Source organism: Microbacterium sp. PA5 (assembly GCF_049860775.1).
Classification (GTDB): Bacteria; Actinomycetota; Actinomycetes; order Actinomycetales; family Microbacteriaceae; genus Microbacterium.
On sequence record NZ_CP187567.1, the window covers coordinates 2,813,254 to 2,835,534 of the forward strand.

General features: G+C 72.6%; 22 protein-coding genes. 10 read left to right on the forward strand and 12 right to left on the reverse strand.

All coding sequences use genetic code 11. From position 1 onward, the window contains the following. Window positions 1–21: 21 nt before the first annotated feature. The 4 genes from galT to ACPWUT_RS13325 all read left to right on the forward strand — a co-directional run bounded on the left by galT (window position 22) and on the right by ACPWUT_RS13325 (window position 4,062). A complete protein-coding gene (gene galT / locus ACPWUT_RS13310; RefSeq protein ID WP_425842292.1) occupies window positions 22–1,197 on the forward strand; it encodes a galactose-1-phosphate uridylyltransferase in 1,176 nt (391 codons plus the stop codon). Next, window positions 1,194–2,378 (forward strand): galactokinase, encoded by a 1,185-nt coding sequence (gene galK / locus ACPWUT_RS13315; RefSeq protein ID WP_425838434.1) that lies wholly within the window; start codon window positions 1,194–1,196, stop codon window positions 2,376–2,378. Before galT ends, galK begins: the two co-directional genes overlap by 4 nt. 150 nt (window positions 2,379–2,528) lie before the next feature. Continuing rightward, window positions 2,529–3,377 (forward strand): alpha/beta fold hydrolase, encoded by an 849-nt coding sequence (locus ACPWUT_RS13320; RefSeq protein WP_284529118.1) that lies wholly within the window; start codon window positions 2,529–2,531, stop codon window positions 3,375–3,377. A 4-nt stretch (window positions 3,378–3,381) separates the two neighbouring features. Further along, window positions 3,382–4,062: a YdcF family protein gene (locus tag ACPWUT_RS13325; RefSeq protein ID WP_284529117.1), complete on the forward strand. Its 681-nt coding sequence runs from the start codon at window positions 3,382–3,384 to the stop codon at window positions 4,060–4,062. A gap of 86 nt (window positions 4,063–4,148) precedes the next feature. Here the strand turns inward: ACPWUT_RS13325 and ACPWUT_RS13330 are convergent, their stop codons facing one another. The 3 genes from ACPWUT_RS13330 to ACPWUT_RS13340 form a co-directional block, all read right to left on the reverse strand. After that, complete coding sequence (locus tag ACPWUT_RS13330; protein ID WP_425842295.1) at window positions 4,149–5,096, reverse strand: DNA-methyltransferase; 948 nt, start codon at window positions 5,094–5,096, stop codon at window positions 4,149–4,151. A 65-nt stretch (window positions 5,097–5,161) separates the two neighbouring features. Beyond that, on the reverse strand, window positions 5,162–6,211 hold the full coding sequence (locus ACPWUT_RS13335) for a lipoate--protein ligase family protein (protein WP_425838439.1): 1,050 nt from the start codon (window positions 6,209–6,211) through the stop codon (window positions 5,162–5,164). Window positions 6,212–6,257: 46 nt separating this feature from the next. Then, entirely contained in the window at window positions 6,258–7,124 is an 867-nt protein-coding gene (locus tag ACPWUT_RS13340) for an alpha/beta hydrolase (RefSeq protein WP_425838442.1), read from the reverse strand. A gap of 169 nt (window positions 7,125–7,293) precedes the next feature. Here ACPWUT_RS13340 and ACPWUT_RS13345 point away from each other — a divergent pair, with 169 nt between their 5' ends. The 5 genes from ACPWUT_RS13345 to ACPWUT_RS13365 all read left to right on the forward strand — a co-directional run bounded on the left by ACPWUT_RS13345 (window position 7,294) and on the right by ACPWUT_RS13365 (window position 13,484). Beyond that, window positions 7,294–7,680, forward strand: a complete 387-nt coding sequence (locus ACPWUT_RS13345; protein WP_425838445.1) for a MarR family winged helix-turn-helix transcriptional regulator — start codon at window positions 7,294–7,296, stop codon at window positions 7,678–7,680. A 5-nt stretch (window positions 7,681–7,685) separates the two neighbouring features. Next, window positions 7,686–9,017 carry an MFS transporter gene (locus ACPWUT_RS13350; protein ID WP_425842298.1) on the forward strand — a complete coding sequence of 444 codons (1,332 nt, stop codon included), beginning with the start codon at window positions 7,686–7,688 and terminating at the stop codon, window positions 9,015–9,017. 239 nt (window positions 9,018–9,256) lie between these two features. Beyond that, a complete protein-coding gene (locus ACPWUT_RS13355) occupies window positions 9,257–10,864 on the forward strand; it encodes a carboxyl transferase domain-containing protein (RefSeq protein WP_284529111.1) in 1,608 nt (535 codons plus the stop codon). A gap of 59 nt (window positions 10,865–10,923) precedes the next feature. Then, window positions 10,924–12,984, forward strand: a complete 2,061-nt coding sequence (locus tag ACPWUT_RS13360) for a biotin carboxylase N-terminal domain-containing protein (protein ID WP_425838449.1) — start codon at window positions 10,924–10,926, stop codon at window positions 12,982–12,984. Beyond that, entirely contained in the window at window positions 12,981–13,484 is a 504-nt protein-coding gene (locus ACPWUT_RS13365; RefSeq protein ID WP_284529109.1) for a MaoC family dehydratase, read from the forward strand. Before ACPWUT_RS13360 ends, ACPWUT_RS13365 begins: the two co-directional genes overlap by 4 nt. A 125-nt stretch (window positions 13,485–13,609) precedes the next feature. Here the strand turns inward: ACPWUT_RS13365 and ACPWUT_RS13370 are convergent, their stop codons facing one another. Further along, window positions 13,610–14,191, reverse strand: a complete 582-nt coding sequence (locus ACPWUT_RS13370; protein WP_284529106.1) for a TetR/AcrR family transcriptional regulator — start codon at window positions 14,189–14,191, stop codon at window positions 13,610–13,612. 103 nt (window positions 14,192–14,294) lie between these two features. Here ACPWUT_RS13370 and ACPWUT_RS13375 point away from each other — a divergent pair, with 103 nt between their 5' ends. Further along, window positions 14,295–14,444, forward strand: coding sequence for a hypothetical protein (locus ACPWUT_RS13375; protein ID WP_284529101.1), 150 nt, complete (start codon window positions 14,295–14,297; stop codon window positions 14,442–14,444). 130 nt (window positions 14,445–14,574) lie between these two features. Here the strand turns inward: ACPWUT_RS13375 and ACPWUT_RS13380 are convergent, their stop codons facing one another. The 8 genes from ACPWUT_RS13380 to ACPWUT_RS13415 all read right to left on the reverse strand — a co-directional run bounded on the left by ACPWUT_RS13380 (window position 14,575) and on the right by ACPWUT_RS13415 (window position 22,190). Then, entirely contained in the window at window positions 14,575–15,456 is an 882-nt protein-coding gene (locus ACPWUT_RS13380; RefSeq protein ID WP_284529097.1) for a transglutaminase family protein, read from the reverse strand. After that, window positions 15,453–16,385, reverse strand: coding sequence for an alpha-E domain-containing protein (locus tag ACPWUT_RS13385; RefSeq protein WP_284529096.1), 933 nt, complete (start codon window positions 16,383–16,385; stop codon window positions 15,453–15,455). The genes ACPWUT_RS13380 and ACPWUT_RS13385 overlap by 4 nt, the downstream gene beginning before the upstream one ends. Beyond that, window positions 16,379–18,106, reverse strand: a complete 1,728-nt coding sequence (locus tag ACPWUT_RS13390) for a circularly permuted type 2 ATP-grasp protein (RefSeq protein WP_425838455.1) — start codon at window positions 18,104–18,106, stop codon at window positions 16,379–16,381. Before ACPWUT_RS13390 ends, ACPWUT_RS13385 begins: the two co-directional genes overlap by 7 nt. A gap of 141 nt (window positions 18,107–18,247) precedes the next feature. Further along, window positions 18,248–19,468, reverse strand: a complete 1,221-nt coding sequence (gene rocD / locus ACPWUT_RS13395; RefSeq protein WP_284529094.1) for an ornithine--oxo-acid transaminase — start codon at window positions 19,466–19,468, stop codon at window positions 18,248–18,250. Further along, complete coding sequence (ddaH, locus tag ACPWUT_RS13400) at window positions 19,465–20,271, reverse strand: dimethylargininase (RefSeq protein WP_425842301.1); 807 nt, start codon at window positions 20,269–20,271, stop codon at window positions 19,465–19,467. Before ddaH ends, rocD begins: the two co-directional genes overlap by 4 nt. Before the next feature lie 253 nt (window positions 20,272–20,524). After that, window positions 20,525–21,520 (reverse strand): NAD(P)-dependent alcohol dehydrogenase, encoded by a 996-nt coding sequence (locus ACPWUT_RS13405; protein WP_425838459.1) that lies wholly within the window; start codon window positions 21,518–21,520, stop codon window positions 20,525–20,527. Beyond that, window positions 21,517–21,744 (reverse strand): helix-turn-helix transcriptional regulator, encoded by a 228-nt coding sequence (locus ACPWUT_RS13410; protein WP_284529092.1) that lies wholly within the window; start codon window positions 21,742–21,744, stop codon window positions 21,517–21,519. The genes ACPWUT_RS13405 and ACPWUT_RS13410 overlap by 4 nt, the downstream gene beginning before the upstream one ends. Continuing rightward, window positions 21,744–22,190, reverse strand: coding sequence for a hypothetical protein (locus ACPWUT_RS13415; protein WP_284529090.1), 447 nt, complete (start codon window positions 22,188–22,190; stop codon window positions 21,744–21,746). Before ACPWUT_RS13415 ends, ACPWUT_RS13410 begins: the two co-directional genes overlap by 1 nt. Window positions 22,191–22,281: the final 91 nt, after the last annotated feature.

Sequence of the window (22,281 nt, forward strand, 5' to 3'; positions counted from 1 at the left end):
GGCTACCGTGTTATCGTGAACATGCCGGAGATGCGCCCCACCGACACCACCGTTGAGACCCTCGGCGCCGGAGTGGTGAAGCGCACGACCCGCCTCGCCGACGGCCGCGAGCTCCTCTACTTCGACGATCCCGGCACCTCGCTCGGACCGGAGCGCGCCGTCGACGCCCGCGACCTCGGGCCGCGCCCCGAGACGGCGACCATGCGTCAGGACGTGCTGACCGGCGACTGGATCTCCGTCGCAGCCGCTCGCCAGAACCGCGCCTTCCTGCCGCCGGCCGAGCTCGATCCGCTCGCGCCGCAGTCCCCGACGAACCCGTCGGAGGTGCCCTCGCTCTACGACGTCGCCGTCTTCGAGAACAAGTCGCCGTCGTTCGGTCCCGCCCTGGCCGCCGCCACCGGCGACGCCCCCGCGGCCGCCGACCCGCCGCGCGGGCTCGACGACCTCGCCCACCTCGGGCTCGGCCGCACCCGCACGAGCGTCGGCCGGTGCGAGGTCGTGTGCTTCTCGCCGGATCACGCCGGCTCCTTCGGCACCCAGACGGTCACCCGCGCCCGCACCGTCATCGAGGCCTGGGCCGACCGCACCGCCGCACTGTCGGCCCTCCCGGGCGTGGAGCAGGTGTTCCCGTTCGAGAACCGCGGCGAGGCCATCGGGGTCACCCTTCATCACCCCCATGGGCAGATCTACTCCTACCCGTACATCACCCCGCGGACCACGCGGCTGCTCGAGTCCATCGATCGCACCGCCCCCGACCTGTTCGCGCGCATCCTCGCGTTCGAGCAGGAGGGCCCCCGCGTGGTGCTCCAGGGCGAGCACTGGACCGCCTTCGTGCCGTTCGCGGCCCGCTGGCCGATCGAGGTGCATCTGCTCCCCCACCGCCAGGTGCCCGACTTCGCCGCCCTCGACGAGGCGGAGCGCGACGAGCTCGCGCCCCTGTACCTGCGTCTGCTCCGCGGCATCGACGCCCTCTACGACAGCCCGACCCCGTACATCGCGGCCTGGCACCAGGCCCCCGTCCACGTCGGCCGCGACACCGTGCGTCTGAACCTGCAGATCACGAGCCCCCGCCGCGCGGCCGACAAGCTCAAGTTCCTGGCCGGCTCCGAGTCGGCGATGGGCGCCTGGATCGGCGACGTGCCGCCCGAGGTCGCCGCCGACCGACTCCGCACCGCCATCGAAGGGATCGTGCTGTGACCTCCGCCACCGACCTGTTCCGGGAGCTCACCGGCTCCGAGCCGCTCGGCGTGTGGTCCGCGCCCGGGCGCGTCAACCTCATTGGCGAGCACACCGACTACAACGACGGCTTCGTGTTCCCCTTCGCGATCGAGCACCGCACCTCGGTCGCGCTCGGTCTGCGCGACGACGGGCGCATCCGCGTCGTCTCGACATTCGATCCGGTCCCTGTCGAGGTGGCGCTCGCCGACCTCGACGCGCTCTTCCCGGCCCGCCGCGACGAGATCGTCGAGTGGGCGCGCTATCCGCTGGGCGTGGCGTGGGCCCTCCTGCGCGACCGGGTGCTGCTGAAGGACGCCGACGGCGGGACCGGCGTCACGGGCGTGGACCTGGCCTTCGCGTCCGATGTGCCGGTGGGCGCCGGGCTGTCGTCGTCCGCCGCCATCGAAGGGGCCACGGCATCCGCGCTCGACGAGATCTGGAACCTCGGCAACGACCGCGTGAGCCTGGCCCGGGCGGGGCGCCGGGCCGAGAACGAGGCCGTCGGAGCCCCCACGGGGATCATGGACCAGATGGCGTCGATGCTCGGCCGGGCCGACGCCGGCATCTTCCTGGACTGCCGCTCGCTCGAGGCTCAGGTCGTCGAGCTCGGCTTCGCCCCCGCGGGGCTGGAGCTGCTCGTGATGGACACCGGGGTGAAGCACGCCCACTCCACCGGCGGCTACGGCGAGCGCCGTGCGTCGTGCGAGAAGGGCGCGGCCCTCATGGGCGTCCCCGCGCTGCGCGATCTGTCGGTCGACGACCTCGCCCGCGCCGAGGAGCTGATGGACGACGTCACGTTCCGCCGCGTCCGCCACGTCGTCACCGAGGACCAGCGCGTGCTCGACGCCGTCGCGACCCTCCGCTCGGAGGGCCCGCGCGCCATCGGCCCGCTGCTCGACGCTTCGCACGCGTCGATGCGCGACGACTTCGAGATCTCGGTGCCCGAGCTCGACCTCGCCGTCGACACCGCCCGCGCGGCCGGCGCCGTGGGCGCCCGCATGACCGGGGGCGGCTTCGGCGGCGCCGCGATCGCGCTCGTCGACCAAGGCCTCGTGGCCTCGGTCGCCCTCGCCGTCGAGCGCGCCTTCGCCGACGCCGGCTTCGCGCCGCCGCACATCTTCGGCGTGCGCCCGGCGGACGGCGCCCGCCGGGACGCCTGACCCCGGCGCCCGAGCGAGGGCTCCCGCCGATCGCGGGTGGTGCGCCGGTGAACGCGGGATGACAGGACTGTCAAGGCCTGGATGCCGTCGCGCCCGCGTCGTAACGTCGGTGATGGCGGCGGAACCCGTCCGCGGCTGGAAGGAGCCATCGTGGCGTTCATCACCGTAGGAACCGAGAACTCGGCCGACGTGGAGCTGTTCTACACCGATCAGGGCGAGGGACCCACCGTCGTGCTCATCCACGGCTTCCCCCTCGACGGCGAGTCGTGGGGCAAGCAGCAGGCGGCGCTCCTGGATGCCGGCTATCGCGTGATCGCCTACGACCGGCGCGGCTTCGGGGCGTCGTCGAAGGCCGGATCGGGCTACGACTACGACACGTTCGCGGCCGACCTCCACGCCCTCATGGAAGACCTCGACCTGACCGACGTCACCCTGGTCGGCTTCTCGATGGGCACCGGCGAGATCGCCCGCTACCTGTCCCGCTACGGCGCCACCCGCGTCGCGCGCGCGGCGTTCCTCGGCTCCCTCGAGCCGTTCCTGCTCATCACCGACGACAACCCCGACGGCGCCGGCGACCAGGCCTTCTTCGACGGCACGTCGCAGGCCGTGCGCGACGACCGCCACGCCTTCCTCACCGGGTTCTTCCACGACTTCTACAACCTCGACGACACCCTCGGCAGCCGCATCTCGCAGGAGGCGCTCGACGCCTCGGTGGCCACCGCCCGTCAGGCCGGGAACACCGCGATCGCCGCGGCGCCGCTCACCTGGGCGACCGACTTCCGCGGGGACATCCCCGCCATCACGGTGCCCACCCTGATCCTCCACGGCACGGCCGACAACATCCTGCCGATCGACAAGACCGCCCGGAAGTTCCGCGAGCTGCTCCCCGAGGCGACCTACGTGGAGATCGAGAACGCGCCGCACGGACTCCTCTGGACCCACGGCGACGAGGTCAACGCCGCGCTGCTCGAATTCCTCGGAGCGTCGCCCGCCGAGTGACCGCGTGAACCGCGCGCCCGAGATGCAGGTGGCGCGGCGCGCGGCGGCCGTCGCGATCGCCGCGGCGGCCGTCGCCGCCTGCGCCGGCGTGGCCGCGGAGGTGCACGCGTGGGCTGCGTCGCGGAGCCGCTATCCGCGCGTCGCGGAGCACGGCCCCGCGGCGGGGCGCGACGTCGTGCTCGTGCTCGGCTACCGCTCGCGCGACGACGGCCGGATCAACGCGCTGCAGGCCTGGCGGGTGCGGATCGCCCTGCGGTCCGCACCGGCCGGAGGGCTCTTCGTCGTCTCGGGCGGCGCCGTCCACGGGGAGCACGCCGAGGCCGACGTCATGGCGGACTACGCGATCGTGCGCGGCGGCATCGCGGCGTCGGACATCGTCCGCGAGCGGACCGCGCGATCGACGCGCGAGAACATCGCGCGGTCGCTCCCCTGGCTCCGCGAGGCCCGGACGATCCGCATCGCCTCGAACACGCTCCACGCGCGACGCGCGCGAGGCTACCTGCGCGAGATCGCCCCGGACCTGTACGCCCGCCTGCGGCCGACCCGCGACTTCGTGCCCTTCGAGATCGGGCCGCTGCGCCTGCCCCTCACCGCCTACGACGCGGTGGCGTCTCTCGGCGCCGCCCGCGCCGGTCGGCGCGAGCGCCGGCGCTTCTCGGCCGGACCGGGGGCGAAAGCAGGCTGAACCGGCCCGATCCGGCTCCGACACTCTCCTCGCGCCGGTTCGGCCTGCTTTTGCCACGCCGGCGGCGGTTGACGGCCGGCGGTCGGTCAGTCGAGGCGGACGACGGCGGCGGGCATCCGCTTCCGCATGACGGCGAGCGCCTCGGGGTTGTCGTCGACGAGCACCGCGTGCCGGCCGAGGGCGGCGGCCACCGAGCCGGTGGTGCCGCTGCCGGCGAACAGGTCGAGCACCCGGTCGCCGGGCCGACTGGAGGCCTGGACGATCCGGCGCAGGATCCCCTCCGGCTTCTGCGTGGGGTAGCCGGTCTTCTCCCGTCCGCCGGTGGGGACGATCGTGTGCCACCAGACGTCGGTCGGGAGCTTGCCGCGGGCGGCCTTCTCGGGCGTCACGAGTCCGGGCGCCATGTACGGCTCGCGGTCGACGGCGTCGGAGTCGAACCAGTAGCGCGCCGGATCCTTCACGTACACCAGGATCGTGTCGTGCTTGGTGGGCCAGCGGCGCCGGCTCTTCGCGCCGTAGTCGTAGGCCCAGATGAGCTCGTTGAGGAAGCTCTCCCGCCCGAACAGGGCGTCCAGCAGCACCTTCGCGTAGTGGGCCTCGCGGTAGTCGAGGTGCAGGTAGAGCGTGCCGTCGTCGGCGAGGAGACGCCAGGCCTCGCGCAGCCGCGGCTCGAGGAAGTCCCAGTAGTCGTCGAACCTGTCGTCATAGGCGCGCAGGTCGCCGCGGAGCCGCGCGTAGGTCGTGCCCCGGAATCCGGCCTTCACGGGCGCGCCGACCGTCTCGGTCCCCGAGCCGACGGACGGGCGCTCATAACTCCGGTGATCCGTGGGGTCGCCGTCGCGGGACGCGCGGGATTCCGCGGGCGGAGGCCCGCCAGCCTCCGGTTCTGCCGGAGTTGTGTGCACGCCCCGGACGGCACTCTCGACGGCCTTGCCCTGCACGCGGCCCGTGTTGAACGGGGGATCCAGGTAGATCAGCGTGAACGACGCGTCCGGCAGCGTGCGTGCGACCGCGAGGTTGTCGCCGTGGTGGATGGTGACGGACCCCTCGACGGGCGCGGACCCCGGCGCGGGCTCGGGGACCGGGACGGAGTCGGGTATCACGGGACGCGGTGCAGCCACGCGTCGGTCGAGAACTTCGACGCGACCAGGGCCTCGGCCTCGGCGTACTCCTCGTCGGAGATCGTCCCCGGCTCGGCGGCGTAGAGCTTCGTGAACGTCTCGATGAACCGCTCGATGATCGCCTCGCGCGGCAGACCGGTCTGGCTGCGGAGCGGATCGACGCGCTTGGCCGCCGAGACCGTGCCCTTGTCGCTGAGCTTCTCCCGCCCGATCCGCAGCACCTCGGTCAGGACCTGGCCGTCCATGTCGTACGACAGCGTCGCGTGGTGGAGCACACCGCCGTTCGCGAGCCGCTTCTGGGCGGCGCCTCCGATCTTGCCCTGTGGCGAGGCGATGTCGTTGAGCGGCTGGTACACCGCGTCGATGCCGAGCGACCGCAGCGCCTGCAGCACCCAGTCGTCGAGGAAGGCGTAGGAGTCGGCGAACGTCATCCCCGCGACCAGGGATGCCGGGACGTACAGCGAGTACGTGACGATCGAGCCGGCGGCCATGAGCATCGCGCCGCCACCGGAGATGCGGCGGACGACGTCGAACCCGTGACGGGCGGCGCCATCGGGGTCGACCTCGTTGCGGTACGACTGGAACGAGCCGATGACGACGGCGGACTCGTCCCACTCCCAGATGCGGAGGGTGGGGCGGCGGCGGCCGTCGCCGACCCTCGTGGTGAGCACCTCGTCGAGGGCCAGGTTCATCCGGGGCGACACCGCGCGCTCGTGGACGACCTCCCACTCGAAGTCCCGCCAGCCGGGCGCGGTCACGAGGGCCCGGCGCACGGCCGTGCCCACCGACTCCGGCGTGAAGCCGAGCAGCTGCGCCCCCTCGGGCAGGGCGGCGCGGACGGCGGCGGCGATCGTCGCGACGTCGGACTCGACCGGCATCCCGTTCACGGCGGCATCGATGTCGAGGAGCGCGTCGTCGGGCTCGAGGAAGAAGTCGCCGGCGAGGTGGAAGTCGGCGATGCGACCGTCCCGGACCTCGAGATCGACGACGACGAGCTTGCCGCCCGGAACCTTGTACTCACCGTGCATGATCACAGCCTACGAGCCGCGGGGAGCCGCGGCGCGGGGATCCGCGTCAGCGGCGGGCGAAGCGCGCGTCGAGCCAGGCGAGCAGGTCGGCACGGACGTCGGCCTGCATGGTCTCGTTGAAGATCTCGTGACGGGCGCCGGGATAGACGAGCGTGGTCACATCGGTCAGGCCCGAGCGCGTGCGGTAGGCGTCGGCGAGCTTGTGGACGCTGCGGGGGCCGCCGACGGTGTCGTCCTGGCCGACCATGAGGAGCGCGGGCAGGTCGCGCCCGAGGTTCCGGCGCGGACGCCCGTACAGCCGCGCGGCGTCGATCACACCGAAGAGCTTCAGCAGCGGCTCGGACGTCGTCAGCGGGTCCGCCAGGAACGCGGGACCGACCTCGGGATCGCTCGAGAGCCATTCCGCGCCGTGAGCTCCGGGCGTCTTCCACGGGGCGTTGAGGTCGCCGGCGTTGAGCGTGCCGGGCCAGCGCAGCGCCGACCCCGACAGCACGAACGCGTCGTAGGCCTCGGGCCGGTCGTCGACGAGCATCTGGGTGAGGAACGACCCCCACGAGTGCCCGATGATGATGAGCGGCAGATCGGGATGGTCGGCGCGGATGATGTCGGTCAGCTGTCGGCACGCGGCCAGCGTGGCCGGCATCCCGCCCGCCCCGAGCCGGCCGAGCCGGCCGGCGTCGCCGCCGTGCTGCGCCATGCCGGTGCGGCCGTGGCCGCGGTGGTCGTCGGCGTAGACGGTGAATCCGTCGCCGGCCAGCGCGTCGATGAGGGCGCGGTAGCGTCCGGCGTGCTCGCCCACGCCGTGCAGCAGCTGCACGACGCCCCGCGGGGTGCCCGCCGCGGGACGCACGTCGTAGTAGATGACGACGCCGTGGGCGTCGGTGAAGGTCCGCTCTTCGGCGAGTTCGGGCATGCCGCAGAGTCTACGGCGGGAAGCCGCGCGCCCGGCGAAATCGCTTAGCAAGGGTAATGAGCCAGGATAATGAGCTAAGCTAATGAATTGAATGAGCACCACGACCCCCTCCCCCTCGTCCCCACCCGCGCCGTCGTCGACCGAGGCCTCTCTGGCCTCCGATTTCCGCATGGCCACCTTCCGCCTGGCCCGGCGACTGCGCTCCGAGCGCGCCGTCGACTCCATGAGCGACGGGCAGTTCGCCGTCCTTGCCGCGCTCAAGGTCCACGGTCCCCACACGCTGGGCGAGCTGGCCGACCGCGAGCGCGTCACGGCGCCCTCGATGAACCGCACCGTGAACGCCCTCGAGGAGTCGGGCTACCTCAGCCGCACCGCTGACGCCGACGACCGCCGCAAGGTCAACATCCAGCTGACCGAGGCCGGTCTCGCGGTGGTCGAGGAGACGGTGCGCCGCCGCGACTCGTGGCTGGAGCACGCCCTCGACGAGCTGACGCCCGAGGAGCGCGATGTCCTCGCCCATGCGGCCGCCATCATGCGGGAGGTGGCAGGCCGATGAGCGCCATGTTCCGCTCCTTCTCGGTCTTCAACTACCGCGTCTGGTTCATCGGCGCGCTCGTCTCGAACGTCGGCGCGTGGATGCAGGCGACCGCCCTCAGCTGGGTCGTCCTCACCGAGCTCACCGACAACGACGCCGGCGCGATGGGCGTCACCATGGCGCTGCAGTTCGCCCCGCCGCTCCTGCTCGTCGGGGTCACCGGCTGGGTCGCCGACCGCTTCGACCGCCGGCGACTGCTGATGATCACGCAGTCCGTGCTCCTGCTCCTCGGGGCGGCCATCGGCGTCCTCATCCTGTCGGGCGTCATGACCCTGCCCCTCATGTACACGTTCGCGCTGGCGCTCGGCGTGGTCGCCGCCTTCGACAACCCCGCGCGGCAGGCCTTCGTCTCCGACCTCGTGTCGCGCGAGAACGCCTCGAACGCCGTCGCGCTGAACGCGGCGTCGTTCAACGGCGCGCGGATGATCGGGCCCGCCGTCGCGGGCGTCGTGATCGTCGCGGTGGGCACCGGCTGGGTCTTCCTCGTCAACGCGGTGACCTTCCTCGCCATGATCGTGGCGCTCGCGATGATCCGGATCGACGAGCTCATCCCGCGGGTGAAGGCCTCGGGAGCGGCGCGCCTCGCCGACGGCGTCCGCTACGTGGCACGACGGCCCGACCTCGTGGTCGCCTTCTCGATGGTGTTCCTCCTCGGAGCCTTCGGCATGAACTTCCCGATCTTCGCGTCGACGATGGCGCTGGAGTTCGGGCAGGAGGCCGACGGCTACGGCCTGCTCAGCTCGATCCTCGCGATCGGCTCCCTCGCCGGCGCGCTGCTGGCTGCCCGCCGCGACCGGGCGCAGATCCGCTTCGTCATCGCCGGCGCCGGGATGTTCGCCGCGGCCGCCCTGGTGTCGGCCTTCATGCCGACGTACTGGCTGTACGCGGTGACGCTGATGTTCACCGGCTTCGCCGTGGTGACGACGCTCACCACGGCCAACGGCTACGTGCAGACCACCACCGATCCCGCCCTGCGCGGTCGCGTGCTCGCCCTGTACATGGCGATCCTCATGGGCGGCACCCCGATCGGCGCCCCGATCGTCGGCTGGGTGGCGGCGCAGTTCGGTCCGCGCGCCGCGATCCTGCTCGGCGCCGTGGCGGCCCTCGTGGCGTTCGGCATCGGCCTCACCTGGCTGCTCGTGTCGGGTCGCCTCCACCGCCACGCGTCGCGGCGGTTCGCGCTGTCGCTCGACGAGACGCGCCCGATCACGGTCGTCGCCCCCGAGGAGTTCAGCGACGAGGTGGCCTCGACCACCCCGATCCGCATGCCCGGCGACCTCCCCCGCGCCCCGCGCTGATCCCACCTCCGCTGATCCCACCTCCGCTGATCCCACCTCCGCCGAGCCGACACGCTTCGTGCGAGCCGACACGCGAGATGCGGTGCGAATCGTGTCGGCTCGCACAAAGGGTGTCGGCTCGCGAAGGCAGGAAGGTAGGAAGGGCGGCAGGGAGAGCGGCGCGTCCGCGCCCTCGACAATCCGGTTAGCGAGCGATAACCTGAATCGAGTTATCCACCGATAACCGAAGCGAGGATGCCGTGTCGACGACGACCGCCCCGGACTACCGCGCCCTGGTCGACGACCTGCGCGAGAGGCTCGACCGCGCCGCCCGCGGCGGCCCCGAGTCCTCCCGCGCACGCCACGTCGAGCGCGGCAAGCTGCTCGTGCGCGAACGCATCGACGAGCTGCTGGACCGCGGCAGCCCCTTCCTCGAGATCGCCCCGCTCGCGGCCTGCGACCTCGACGCGCCGGACGCCGAGCCCACCTGGCCCGCCGCGGGGGTCGTCGCCGGCATCGGTCTCGTCCACGGGCGGCCGGTCATGGTCGTCGCGAACGATGCGACCGTCAAGGGCGGCACCTACCATCCGCTCACGGTGAAGAAGCATCTGCGCGCGCAGGAGATCGCCGCCGAGAACCGCCTCCCCTGCATCTCGCTGGTCGACTCCGGCGGGGCCTTCCTGCCGATGCAGGACGAGGTCTTCCCCGACCGCGACCACTTCGGGCGGATCTTCTACAACCAGGCGCGGATGTCGCGCGACGGCATCGCGCAGATCGCCGCCGTGCTCGGCTCGTCCACCGCCGGCGGCGCCTACGTCCCGGCGATGAGCGATCAGACCGTGATCGTGCGGAAGCAGGGCACCATCTTCCTCGGCGGGCCGCCCCTCGTGAAGGCCGCGACGGGCGAGGTCGTGTCGGCCGAGGAGCTCGGCGGCGGCGACACCCACTCGAGGATCTCCGGCGTCACCGACCACCTCGCCGACGACGACGCGCACGCGCTGCAGATCGTCCGCGACATCGTCGCGACCCTCCCGGCACCCGCACTGTCCGGCGTGCTCGAGACGGTGGTCGGCGCAGGCCCGGTCGATCCGCCCGAGTTCGCACCGGAGACGCTCTACGACGTCGTCCCGGTCGACCTGACGACCCCCTACGACGCCCGCGAGATCATCCGCCGCCTCGTCGACGGCAGCCGGTTCGACGAGTTCAAGCGCGAGTACGGGGAGACCCTCGTCACCGGCTTCGCGCGCATCCACGGGCATCTCGTGGGCATCCTCGCCAACAACGGCGTGCTGTTCTCCGAGTCGGCGCTCAAGGGCGCCCACTTCATCCAGCTGTGCGATCAGCGCGGCATCCCGCTCCTGTTCCTCCAGAACATCACCGGGTTCATGGTCGGGCGCGAGTACGAGGCGGGCGGGATCGCCAAGCACGGCGCGAAGATGGTCAACGCCGTCGCCTGCGCCCGCGTGCCGAAGCTCACCGTCGTGGTCGGCGGATCCTTCGGAGCCGGCACCTACTCGATGTGCGGACGCGCGTACTCGCCCCGCTTCCTGTGGCTGTGGCCGGGCGCGCGGGTCTCGGTCATGGGCGGACCGCAGGCCGCGTCGGTGCTCTCGACGGTGCGCCGAGACCAGCTCGAGGCGGCCGGCGCGACGTGGTCGGCCGAGGAGCAGGCCGCTTTCGAGGCGCCGATCCGCGAGCAGTACGAACGCCAGGGCAGCCCCTACTACTCGACGTCGCGCCTGTGGGACGACGGCGTCATCGACCCCGCGCAGACCCGCGACGTGCTCGGACTGGCGCTCGGCGTCGTGGCCGCCGGTGCGGCAGCGCCCGCCCCCGACCCCGCCGGCTACGGCGTCTTCCGGATGTGAGCCCCATGCCGCCTCTGAGCCCCATGCCGCCCCTGAGCCCCATGCCGCCCCTGACCCCCATGCCGCCTCTGTTCGAGACCGTGCTCATCGCCAACCGCGGTGAGATCGCGGTGCGCATCATCCGCACCCTCCGGCGCCTCGGCATCCGCTCGGTCGCCGTCTACAGCGACGCGGATGCCGGCGCGCTCCACGTGCGCCTCGCCGACGCCGCGGTGCGGCTGGGACCCTCGCCCGCCGCGCAGAGCTACCTCGGCATCGACCGCGTGATCGACGCCGCCCGGCGCACCGGCGCGCAGGCGATCCACCCCGGGTTCGGGTTCCTCGCCGAGAACGCCGACTTCGCCCGGGCGTGCGCCGCAGCCGGGATCGTGTTCATCGGACCGAGCCCCGAGGCCATCGCGGTGATGGGCGACAAGATCTCCGCCAAGCAGACGGTCGAGGCCCGGGGCGTGCCGACCGTGCCCGGCCTCGCCCGCCCCGGTCTCTCCGACGACGAGCTCGCCGCGGCGGCGCCCGGGATCGGGTTCCCGGTGCTGATCAAGCCGTCGGCAGGCGGCGGCGGCAAGGGCATGCACGTGGTGACGGATGCGGCGGACCTCCGCCCCGCCCTCGCGGCGGCGAGGCGGGAGGCGGCGGCGAGCTTCGGCGACGACAGCCTCTTCCTCGAGCGCTACGTCGCCTCACCGCGCCACATCGAGGTGCAGGTCGTCGCCGACGCCGAGGGACGCGTGATCCACCTCGGCGAGCGCGAGTGCTCGCTGCAGCGGCGGCACCAGAAGGTGATCGAGGAGGCGCCCTCCCCGCTGCTGGAGGGTCTTCCCGACGGCGCCGAGATCCGCCGGCGACTGGGCGAGGCGGCGTGCGAGACCGCCCGCAGCGTCGGCTACGCGGGCGCCGGCACCGTCGAGTTCATCGTGTCGGCCGATGCCCCGGGCGAGTTCTTCTTCATGGAGATGAACACGCGCCTGCAGGTGGAGCATCCCGTCACCGAGCAGATCACCGGGATCGACCTCGTCGAGCTGCAGCTGCGGATCGCCGCGGGGATGCCGCTGCCGCTCGCTCAGGACGACGTCGTCCTGTCCGGGCACAGCATCGAGGCCCGGGTCTACGCCGAGGACCCGCGCGCCGGCTTCCTTCCCACCGGCGGCCGCGTCGACCGGGTCGTGCACCCCGGGGGAGAGGGCGGGGGCGAGGGCATCCGCGTCGACACCGCACTGGAGGACGGCCTCGACGTCGCGATCGACTACGACCCGATGCTCGCGAAGATCATCGCGTGGGCGCCCGATCGCGATGCCGCCCGCCGCCGCCTCGTGCGCGCCCTCGCGGACACCGCCGTGCTCGGGTTCGAGACGAACCTCGAGTTCCTGCGTCTGCTGCTCGAGCATCCCGACGTCGTCTCGGGGTATCTCGACACCGGCCTCATCGCCCGCGTCTTCGACGCCCTGCCCTTCGCCGACGCCGACGCCCGCGTCTTCGCCGAGGCGGCGCTCATCCGCGATGCCCGCCGGACGCCGGCCCCCGGCGGGCATCCCTGGGTCCGCGGCGACGGCTGGCGACTGGGCGACGCCCCCGGCGTCCCGCGCGCGGCACCGCGCCGCTACGACCTCGTCGCGGGGGCGGCGACCGCCGCCGTGCGGATCTGGGGCACCCCGGAGGCCGCTCTCGTGCAGGTCGACGGCGGGGCGACCCAGACGGCATCCGCCGTCCTCCACGGCGACGCCGCGACCATCGTGCTCGACGACGCCGGACGCACCGTCCTCGCCCGGGGCGATGCGCTCAGCGCCGACGGGGCGACGTTCCGGGTGGCCGAGCGGCGCGCCGAGCGAGCGGATCGCGATGCCGCGAGCGCGTCGCCGCAGCTGGTGTCGCCCATGCCGGGCACCGTCGTCGTGGTCACGGCGACGGACGGCGCGCACGTCGAGCCCGGCGACCCGGTCGTCGTCGTCGAGGCGATGAAGATGGAGCACGTGCTGCGCGCCGGGGTCGCCGGTACGGTACGGATACGGGTGGCCGTCGGAGACCAGGTCTCCCGCGGCGGGGTCGTCGCGACGGTCGATCCCGACGGCGGCGACACCGAGGACGGCGACGCCCAGACGCAGGGCCGACAGGAGGACCGATGAGCGACGACCGCCGCATCACGCAGCGCGGCCTCTACTTCGACGAGCTGGAGGAGGGCGTCGTGTACGCCCACAGTCCCGGCCGGACCGTCACCGAGGCCGACAACGTGCTGTTCTCGACCCTCACGATGAACCCGCAGGCGCTCCACCTCGACCAGGCGTGGGCCGAGGGCACGGAGTTCGGCGAGCGGCTCGTCAACAGCATGTTCACGCTGTCGACCCTCGTGGGACTGTCGGTGGCGCAGCTGACCCAGGGCACGATCGTCGCCAACCTCGGCTTCACCGACGTCCGGTTCCCCGCCCCCGTGCGGGTGGGCGACACCCTGTACGCCGAGACGCGCGTGGTCGGCAAGCGCCTCTCGCGGTCGCGGCCCGAGCAGGGCGTCGTCGACTTCGCCCACACGGCCCGCAACCAGCACGGCGAGGTGGTCGCCGAGGCCACCCGCACGACCCTGATGCGGCTGTCGCCCGGCGCGGCGGTGCCGCCGGCCGCAGGTTCGTAACTCCGGACACGCGTCGGGCCGCCGGTCATGCGGGGCCGGATCGGCGCGGCCGACGCACCGGGGGGCTCCGGATTTCCGGAGTTGTGCGCAGCGAGGCGGGCGCACCTCGCCCGGGCGGCGGGCGCTCAGCCGAGCAGCGCGCGCTCGGCCATGCCGGCGAGGATCGCCGCGGCGTCGGCACCCGACGCGGCGGCGCTGTGGGGCGTGGAGTTGAGGATGCCGAAGGCTCCGAGCAGGCGGGTCTCCCGCTCCGCCGCCGTCAGATCCGGCCGTGCGGCGGCGAGCACCGCATCCCACTCCGACACGTAGGTGCGCTGCAGCGTGCGCACCCGGCGGCCGACGTCGGCGGGGAGCCCGGCGAGTTCCCGGTCCTGGATGCGGATCACGTCGGGAGCGGCCACCGCGAAGCCGACGTGGAAGGCGACGAGCTCGCGCAGCACCTCCGCCGGGTCGGACGCCGCGCCGGTTCCGAGGATGCGGCGTCCTCCGGCGAGCAGTCGCTCACTGGCATCCACCAGCAGTTCGGCGAGGATCGCGTCCTTGCTCGCGAAGTGCTTGTAGAGCGCCGGGCCCGACATCCCGACCGCTTCGCCGAGCTCGGCCGTGGTGACGGCGGCGAAGCCGCGCTGCGCGAAGAGGGCGGCGGCCCGCTCCAGCAGCAGGGCGCGGCGGTTCGCCTTCTGGGTCTCGCGCCACGTCGCCGTCACGCGCCCATCGTAGCGTTCGGTGAACGCCCATTCACCGGATTACGCGCCGGGGCACCTGTCAAGGCCCCTGACCGGCACGCCGCACGGGCGTAGCGTCGCGATCATGGCACACGAGACACCGTCCGACGACGCATCCACCGAGCAGCAGGCCCCGGTCGGGGGCGACGAGACCACCGAGGACGAACTCCAGGCCGACAACGCCGTGGAGGCCGACACCTTGAAGACCCTCGACCCCGACGACGCCCCGGCCTGACCCTCCGCCGAGCCGACACGATCCGCGCGAACCGACATCGTCCGCACCGCGCGGACCGTGTCGGCTCGGCGGAATCTTGTCGGCTCGGCGAAGGAGAAGGGCAAAAGGAGGGGCGAGGGACCCGGCGGGGTCACGCCTCGCGCGTGATGGTCACCTTCACGTGCAGGTCGCTCTTGAAGGGGCCCGCGTACACGCCGCGCAGCGGCGGGACGTCGTTGTAGTCCCGCCCGCGCCCGACGAGCACGTGGCGGTCGCCGATCTCGACGCCGTTGGTGGGATCGAATCCCTGCCAGTCGCCGGCGAACCACTCCACCCAGGCGTGCGACTCGCCCGACACGGGCACGCCGATCTCGGGGTTCGCCTGCGGGTGCAGGTAGCCGGAGACGTAGCGCGCCGGGATGCCGACGTGACGGAGTGCACCGAGGGTGATGTGCGTGATGTCCTGGCAGACGCCCTTGCGCTCCACCCACGCGTCGGCCGCGGTCGAGTGGACGCCGGTGATGCCGTGCATGTACTCGACGGCGTCGCCGATGGCGCGCGCGATCGCCAGGGCGGCGTCGGCGGGGCGGTCGTGCTGGTCGGCGATCGAGCGGGCGATGCCGGCGACCTCGGGGTGAGGCGCCGTGCGCGAGGTCTGGCCGAGCATCTCGACCGTCGCGATCTGACGCTCGGCCTCCTGGGCCAGCTGCGCCCAGTCCATCCCGCTCGGCTCGAAGGGCCGCGGGCGCACCTCGACCAGCGAGCGCGCCGTGATGTTGAGCGCCGAGTGCGCGGCGAGCACGTCGAACGCGGCGACCCGCGTGCCGAAGTAGTCGACGTACTGGTTGACGCTCGTCGACGGCTCGATGTCGAGCTGCGAGCTCAGCACGAACTGGCTGTCGGTCGAGCTCGGCAGCATGCGCGCCTCGTTGTACGACGCCCCGACCTCGCCCTGGTAGGTGAAGCCGGTGGCGTGCTCGATCCGCAGCCGGCGCGGCCCCTGCACGGACTCGGGTCCCAGGCGGAAGGTCATGAGGTCTCTCCGATCCAGCTCGGCTCGGCGTGCGTCGGGAAGAAGCGCCCGCGGATGGCCTCCGAGGCCTCCCGCGTCACCTTCTGGACCTGCTCCATGTGGGCGGGAAGCTCGTCCAGGACCTCTCCGATCGGCCGGTACTCCAGGTCGTTGCGGATGCGTCCGAGGGCTCGCAGGACCGTGTTGGAGTGACCGACGCGGTCGGCGACCGGGTCGATCGCCCGCATGCAGTCCTCGGCGCGCTGGATGGAGTGGATGATCGAGCGCGGGAACAGCCGGTCCAGCAGCAGGAACTCGGCCGCGTTGCGCGCGCTCGGCATGCCGCGGTAGGTGCGCAGGTACGCCTCGTACGCGCCGCAGGAGCGGAGGATCGTCGTCCACGACGGCCCCGACGCCTCGGTGAGGGAGCGGGTAGCAAGAAGGCGCGCCGTCATGTCGGTGCGCTCGATCGAGCGGCCGAGGGTGAAGAACTGCCAGGCCTCGTCGCGGCTCGTCGACGAATCCGAGATGCCCACGGCGAGCGCCGCGCGCTCGCGCACCCACTGGAAGAACTCGTGCACCTTCTCGTCGTTGAGCCGCCGCGGCATCCGCGAGTACGTGGTGTTGAGCGTCTCCCACAGCTCGGTGGAGACGATCTCCCGCGCGCGGCGCGCATTCTCGCGCGCCGACTGGAGCGCGTAGGCGATGCTCGACGGGTTCTGCCGGTCGACGGCGAGCCGGGTGAGCACGTCGCCGCGCGTCACGCGCTCCACGTCGTCGGGCGTGGGCGATCCCATGACGCCCATGAGCGAACGGCACGCGGTGTCCTCGTCGATCCACGGGTCCTCCAGCAGCAGCTGCAGGTGGACGTCGAGGATGCGGGCGGTGCCGTCGGAGCGCTCGATGTAGCGCCCGATCCAGAACAGGCTCTCGGCGATGCGGCTCAGCATGGCGTCACCCCCGTTTCGTCTCGCTGCGCTCGGTCGACGACAGGGAGGTCCGCGCCCCCGGTCTGCTGCTGCTGTTGCTGCTGCTCCTGCTGCTCGCCGGTGGTCGCCGGGCGGTCCTGCGGGGAGTGGTCCGGCTCGTGCTGCGGGTCGTAGACGATCGAGATCGCCTCGGTGATCGAGGCCTGCTCGGCCACGAGGCCGGCGAGGTTCTGCCGCTGCCCGTACTCCGTCGTGCGGGGCGCGTCGCCGCCGACGATCCACGTGTCCTTCGACCCGCCGCCCTGGCTGGAGTTGACGACCAGCTGGCCCTCCGGGAGCGCCACGCGGGTGAGGCCGCCCGGGAGCACCCACACCTCGTCGCCGTTGTTCACCGCGAACGGACGCAGGTCCGCGTGGCGGGGGCGCATGCCGTCCTCGACGAGCGTCGGGATCGTGGAGAGCATGACCACCGGCTGGGCGATCCACCCGCGCGGATCCTTCTGGAGCTTCTTGCGGAGCTTGTCGAGCTCGGCGGGGCTCGCGTCGGGGCCGACGACCAGTCCCTTGCCGCCGGACCCGTCGACCGGCTTGACGACCAGCTCGTCGAGCCTGTCGAGCACCTCCTCGAGGGCGCCGGGATCCTCCAGGCGCCAGGTGTCGACGTTCTTGAGGATGGGCTCCTCGGCCAGGTAGTAGCGGATGAGATCGGGCACGTACGTGTAGAGGAGCTTGTCGTCGGCGACGCCGTTGCCGACCGCGTTGGCGATCGTGACGTTGCCGAGCCGGGCGGCGAGCATGAGACCCGGCGCCCCGAGCATGGAGTCGGCGCGGAACTGCAGCGGGTCGAGGAAGTCGTCGTCGACCCGCCGGTAGATGACGTCGACGCGCTTGGGGCCTCGCGTGGTGCGCATGAAGACCTTGCCGCCCATGCACTGCAGGTCGCGTCCCTCGACGAGCTCCACGCCCATGAGGCGCGCGAGCAGCGTGTGCTCGAAGTAGGCCGAGTTGTACACGCCGGGGGTGAGGACGACGACGTTCGGATCCTCGATCCCGGGAGGCGCGGCGGCCTGCAGCGCCTGCAGGAGCTTGTTCGGGTAGTCGCCCACGGGGCGCACCCGCATCGAGACGAACAGCTCCGGGAGGGTCTGGGCCATCACCCGGCGGTTGGAGATGACGTAGCTGACGCCCGAGGGCACGCGCACGTTGTCCTCGAGCACGCGCATCTCGCCGTTCTCGTCGCGGATCAGGTCGATGCCCGACACCTGGATGCGCACGCCGTTGGCCGAGCGGATGCCCGCCGCCTGACGGTAGTAGTACTGCGACGACGCGATCAGCGCCGCGGGGAGCACGCCGTCGCGGACGCAGTGCTGGTGGCCGTAGGCGTCGTCGAGGAAGGCCTCGAGCGCGCGGACCCGCTGCTGCACGCCCTTCTCGATGCGCGACCACTCGTCGAACGCGATGATCCGCGGCACGGCATCGAGCGGGAACGGACGCTCCTCGCCCGCGAAGTCGAAGGTGACCCCCTGGGCGAGATAGGAGCTGGCCAGGGAGTCGGTGCGTCCGCGCAGCTCCTCCTGCGTCATCTGCGCGAGGGCCTGGTACAGCTCGCGGTAGGCCGTGCGCGACTCCGCCGTCTCGCCCGGATGCCGGGGCTGCCCGAACATCTCGTCGAAGGCGGGCACGCCCGACGCGGTCTTGCGCGGCGCCAGCGTGGAGCCGTATCCGTCGAACAGGTCACCCATGTCACGAGCCTAGTCCGGGGCGTGTTTCATGAGTGTGTCGGCCCGGCCCGGCGCCGCATGTCCCACTTTCGGTCGTTCCGAAGCGCCCCCATCAACCGAATGTGGGACATGCGTCACGGAAAGTGGGACACCCCGGCGGCGTCAGCCGGCGAGGACCACCCTCAGCTGCTCCACGGCCCAGTCGAGCTCGGTCGCGCGGACCACGAGCGGCGGCGCGATGCGGATCGTGTGCCCGTGGGTGTCCTTCACGAGCACGCCGCGGGCGATCAGCCGCTCCGCGACCTCGCGGCCCGTGCCCACGGCGGGGTCGATGTCGATGCCCGCCCACAGGCCCGCGACGCGGACCGCCGTGACACCGTGGCCGACCAGGCCGGCGAGCTTCTCCTCCAGGTGGGCGCCCAGCGCGACGGCCCGCGACTGGAACTCGCCGGACGCGAGCATGTCCACAACCTGGCGGCCCACGGCGCACGCCAGCGGGTTGCCGCCGAAGGTCGACCCGTGCTCCCCCGGACGGATGACGCCCAGCACGTCGCGATCGGCGACGACCGCCGACAGGGGCACGATGCCGCCGCCGAGCGCCTTGCCGAGGAGATAGATGTCGGGCACGACGTCCTCGCGGTCGCACGCGAACGTGGTCCCGACGCGGGCGAGTCCGGACTGGATCTCGTCGGCGATGAACAGCACGCGGTGCCGGTCGCAGATCTCGCGGACGGCGCGCAGGTAGCCCTCCGGCGGGATGATGACACCGCCCTCGCCCTGGATGGGCTCGATGAGCACCGCGGCCGTGTCGGCGGTGATCGCCGCCTCGATCGCGGCGGCGTCGCCGTACGGCACCGAGACGAAGCCGGGGGTGAAGGGCCCGAAGTCGTCCCGGGCCTGCGGGTCGTCGCTGAAGCTCACGATCGTCGTCGTGCGGCCGTGGAAGTTGCCGTCCGCGACGATGACCGTCGCGGCGTCCTCCGTCACGCCCTTGACGCGATAGGCCCACGCGCGCGCGACCTTGATGCCCGTCTCGACGGCCTCGGCCCCGGTGTTCATCGGGAGCACGAGGTCCTTGCCGCACAGGTCGGCCAGCGCCGCCGCGAAGCCGCCGAGCTGGTCGTTGTGGAACGCGCGGCTGGTGAGCGTCACCCGTCCGAGCTGCTCGGTCGCCGCGGCGACGAGGGCGGGATGCCGGTGGCCGAAGTTCAGCGCCGAGTAGGCCGACAGCAGGTCGAGATACCGCTTGCCCTCCACGTCGGTCACCCAGGCGCCCTCGCCGCGGGAGACGACCACCGGGAGCGGGTGGTAGTTGTGGGCGACGTGCGCGTCCTCGGACTCGATGAGGTGGGCGGTGGTCGCATCGACGGTGGGCGTGGTCATCGGGATCCTCGCAGTTCGAGCGTGCAGCACTTGATGCCGCCACCGCCGAGCAGGAGCTCGGACAGGTCGACGGGGACGGGTCGGTATCCGCGCTCGCGCAGCTGCTCGGCGAACCCGGTGGCGCGCGGGGAGATGAAGACGTTGAGGCCGTCGGAGGCGGCGTTGAGGCCGAACACGGCGCCGTCGGCGTCGGAGACCCGGATGGCGTCCGGGTAGCGCTCCTCGAGGATCGCCCGCGAGCCGTCGTCGAACGCCGACGGCAGATAGGCGATGTTGGCGCGCTCGACTCCCCCGGGGCCCTCGACCGGATCGAGGACGGCGATGGCGGTGTCGAGGTGGTAGAAGCGCGGATCGGTGAGGCGCAGCGAGACCACCTCGCGCCCGAAGACCTCGCCGAGCTCGCGGTGGCTGTCGCCGACGGAGCGGAAGCCGGTGCCCGCGAGGATCGTGTCGCCGACGAGCAGGAAGTCGCCTTCGCCCTCCTGCACCTCCACCGGCTCGACCACCTCGAACCCGTGCGCGGCGAACCAGTCCATGAACGGGCGCTCCTCGCCGCGGCGCTCCTCGACGCGGAAGCGCACGCCGAGCGCCCTGCCGTCGATGACGAAGCCGCCGTTGGCGGTGTAGACCATGTCGGGGAGGCCCGGGACCGGGTCGATGAGCTCGACCTCGTGGCCGAGCTCGACGTAGGTGTCGTGCAGCACCTGCCACTGGGCGAGGGCCTTCGCGGTGTCGGTCGGGTTCGCCGGCTCCATCCACGGGTTGATGCGGTAACTCACCGTGAAGTGCTCGGGCCGGCACATGAGGTACCGCCGGTGCTGGGCGACGCGACCGGACCCGGACGGGTCTGCTGCCGGCGCGGCCGCGACGGGCGCCTGATCCTGGGACAGGGGGGACATTTCGCTCCTCGGGACGAAGGGCGGCGGACGCTGTCCTGAGGCCCGGCGGCCCTTCGACCCGCGCTCACGCGGAGGGCGGGGAAAGGTCGTGGCGGGCACGCCGAGGCCCATTCTGCCAGACGGCCCTCGGCGACGCCGGTGCGCGCCGCCGCGGCGTTCAGCGAACGACGACCACTTTGCCGACGGTGTGCCCGGCGTCGACGTGGGCCATCGCCGCGCGGGCCTCGGACAGGCTCCAGGTGCGCTCCACCGGCGGCACGAGCTCGCCCGACGCGGCGAGCGCGAGCAGGCGCGCAGTGATCTCGGGACGTGCGACCGCCGCGAGCGGACGCAGCGCGCGCCGGGCTCCGATCGACAGGACCGCGGCGCGGAGGATGCGGCCCAGCGGGCCGGTCACGCGGTTCGAGCCGCCGGACACGAGCGCCACGGCGCCGCCGGCCCGGACGAGGCGCCGCAGGGTGCGCAGCGGCGTGGATCCGGCGATGTCGATCACGGCGTCGTACGCATCGGCCTCCCACGCGGCGAGGTCGGCGCCGCGGTAGTCCTCGGCGCGCCGCGCCCCGAGCGCCGCGACGACGGGGACGGCCCGTGCGCCGCACAGCGCGTCGACCTCGGCGCCGCGCAGCACGGCCAGTCGCACCGCGAAGGTGCCGACCCCGCCCCCGGCGCCGACGACCAGCACACGCGAGCCCTCGCTGACGCGGGCGAGGTCGAGCGCCTGCCAGGCCGTCCCGCCGGCCAGCGGGAGGGTGGCGGCGACGGCGAGGTCGAGGCCGTCGGGCACCGCGACGAGCCTGTCCGCGGGAGCGGCGACCGCGTCGCCGAGGCCGCCGCCGCTGAGCTCGCCGGCCACGCGGTCGCCCACCCTCCAGGCGGTCACTCCCGCGCCGACGGCCGAGACGACGCCGGCGACGTCGCGACCGGGCACGGCGGTCCGCGGGCGCCGCAGGCCGAAGGCGAGGCGCACCAGGAGGGGATCGCCCCGCATGATGCGCACGTCGGCGGAGTTCAGCGCAGCGGCGGCGACGTCGACGACGACCTCGCCGTCGCCGGCGACGGGGCGCGCGACCGTCGCGGCGGTCAGGACCTCGGGACCGCCGTAGCGCGACTGGCTCCAGACGGTCATCGTGGTGGCGGGGGCGTGGGCGGTCATGATTCCTCCGTGGAGTCCGGGTACTGGAAGACGTCGTCGAGGCGCACCCCGAGGACGCGGGCGATCTGGAAGGCGAGCTCGAGCGTCGGCGAGTAGCGGCCCTGCTCGAGGGCGATGAGCGTCTGGCGGGTGACCCCGATGCGGGAGGCGAGCTCCGCCTGGGTCAGGGCGGCCGCCTCGCGGAGGGGGCGGATGACGTTGGTGACGCGCGTGGGCCGGACCATCAGGCGAGCCCTCGGCGGTAGGCGACCAGGCGGGCCACGCTGCCGATGGTCGCGGTCAGGAAGAAGCCCGCGAAGATCGCGTTGCCGATCCAGAACGCCTCGCCGCCGACCATGGCCAGCGCGAGCGCGACGAGCCCGCCGATCACCGAGAACGCCTGGCCGACGCGATCGCCCATGCGTTCGATGTCGCGGTCGCGCACGTCGGCGCGGTGCTCCGTCTCGGGATCGCGCATCCCCGCGGCGATGCCCCAGACGATGCTGGCCACGATGGCAGCGACCAGCGCGCCCGCCACGCAGAAGATCATCGGCCACTGCCAGTCGATCTCGGCGACCGGCCGGTCGCCCAGCTGCGGCAGCACGATCGCCGCGTACACCGCCACGCCGGCGACGCTGGCGACCAGGCCGGTCCAGACGTTCCGCTCCGCATATCCCATGACGTATCCCATGACATCCTCCGACGTGCGTGTCAAAGATTCTTTACACGGAGTGTAGGAGCGGCGAGGAGGCGATGTCAAGAATTCTTTACTTCCTCCGGAT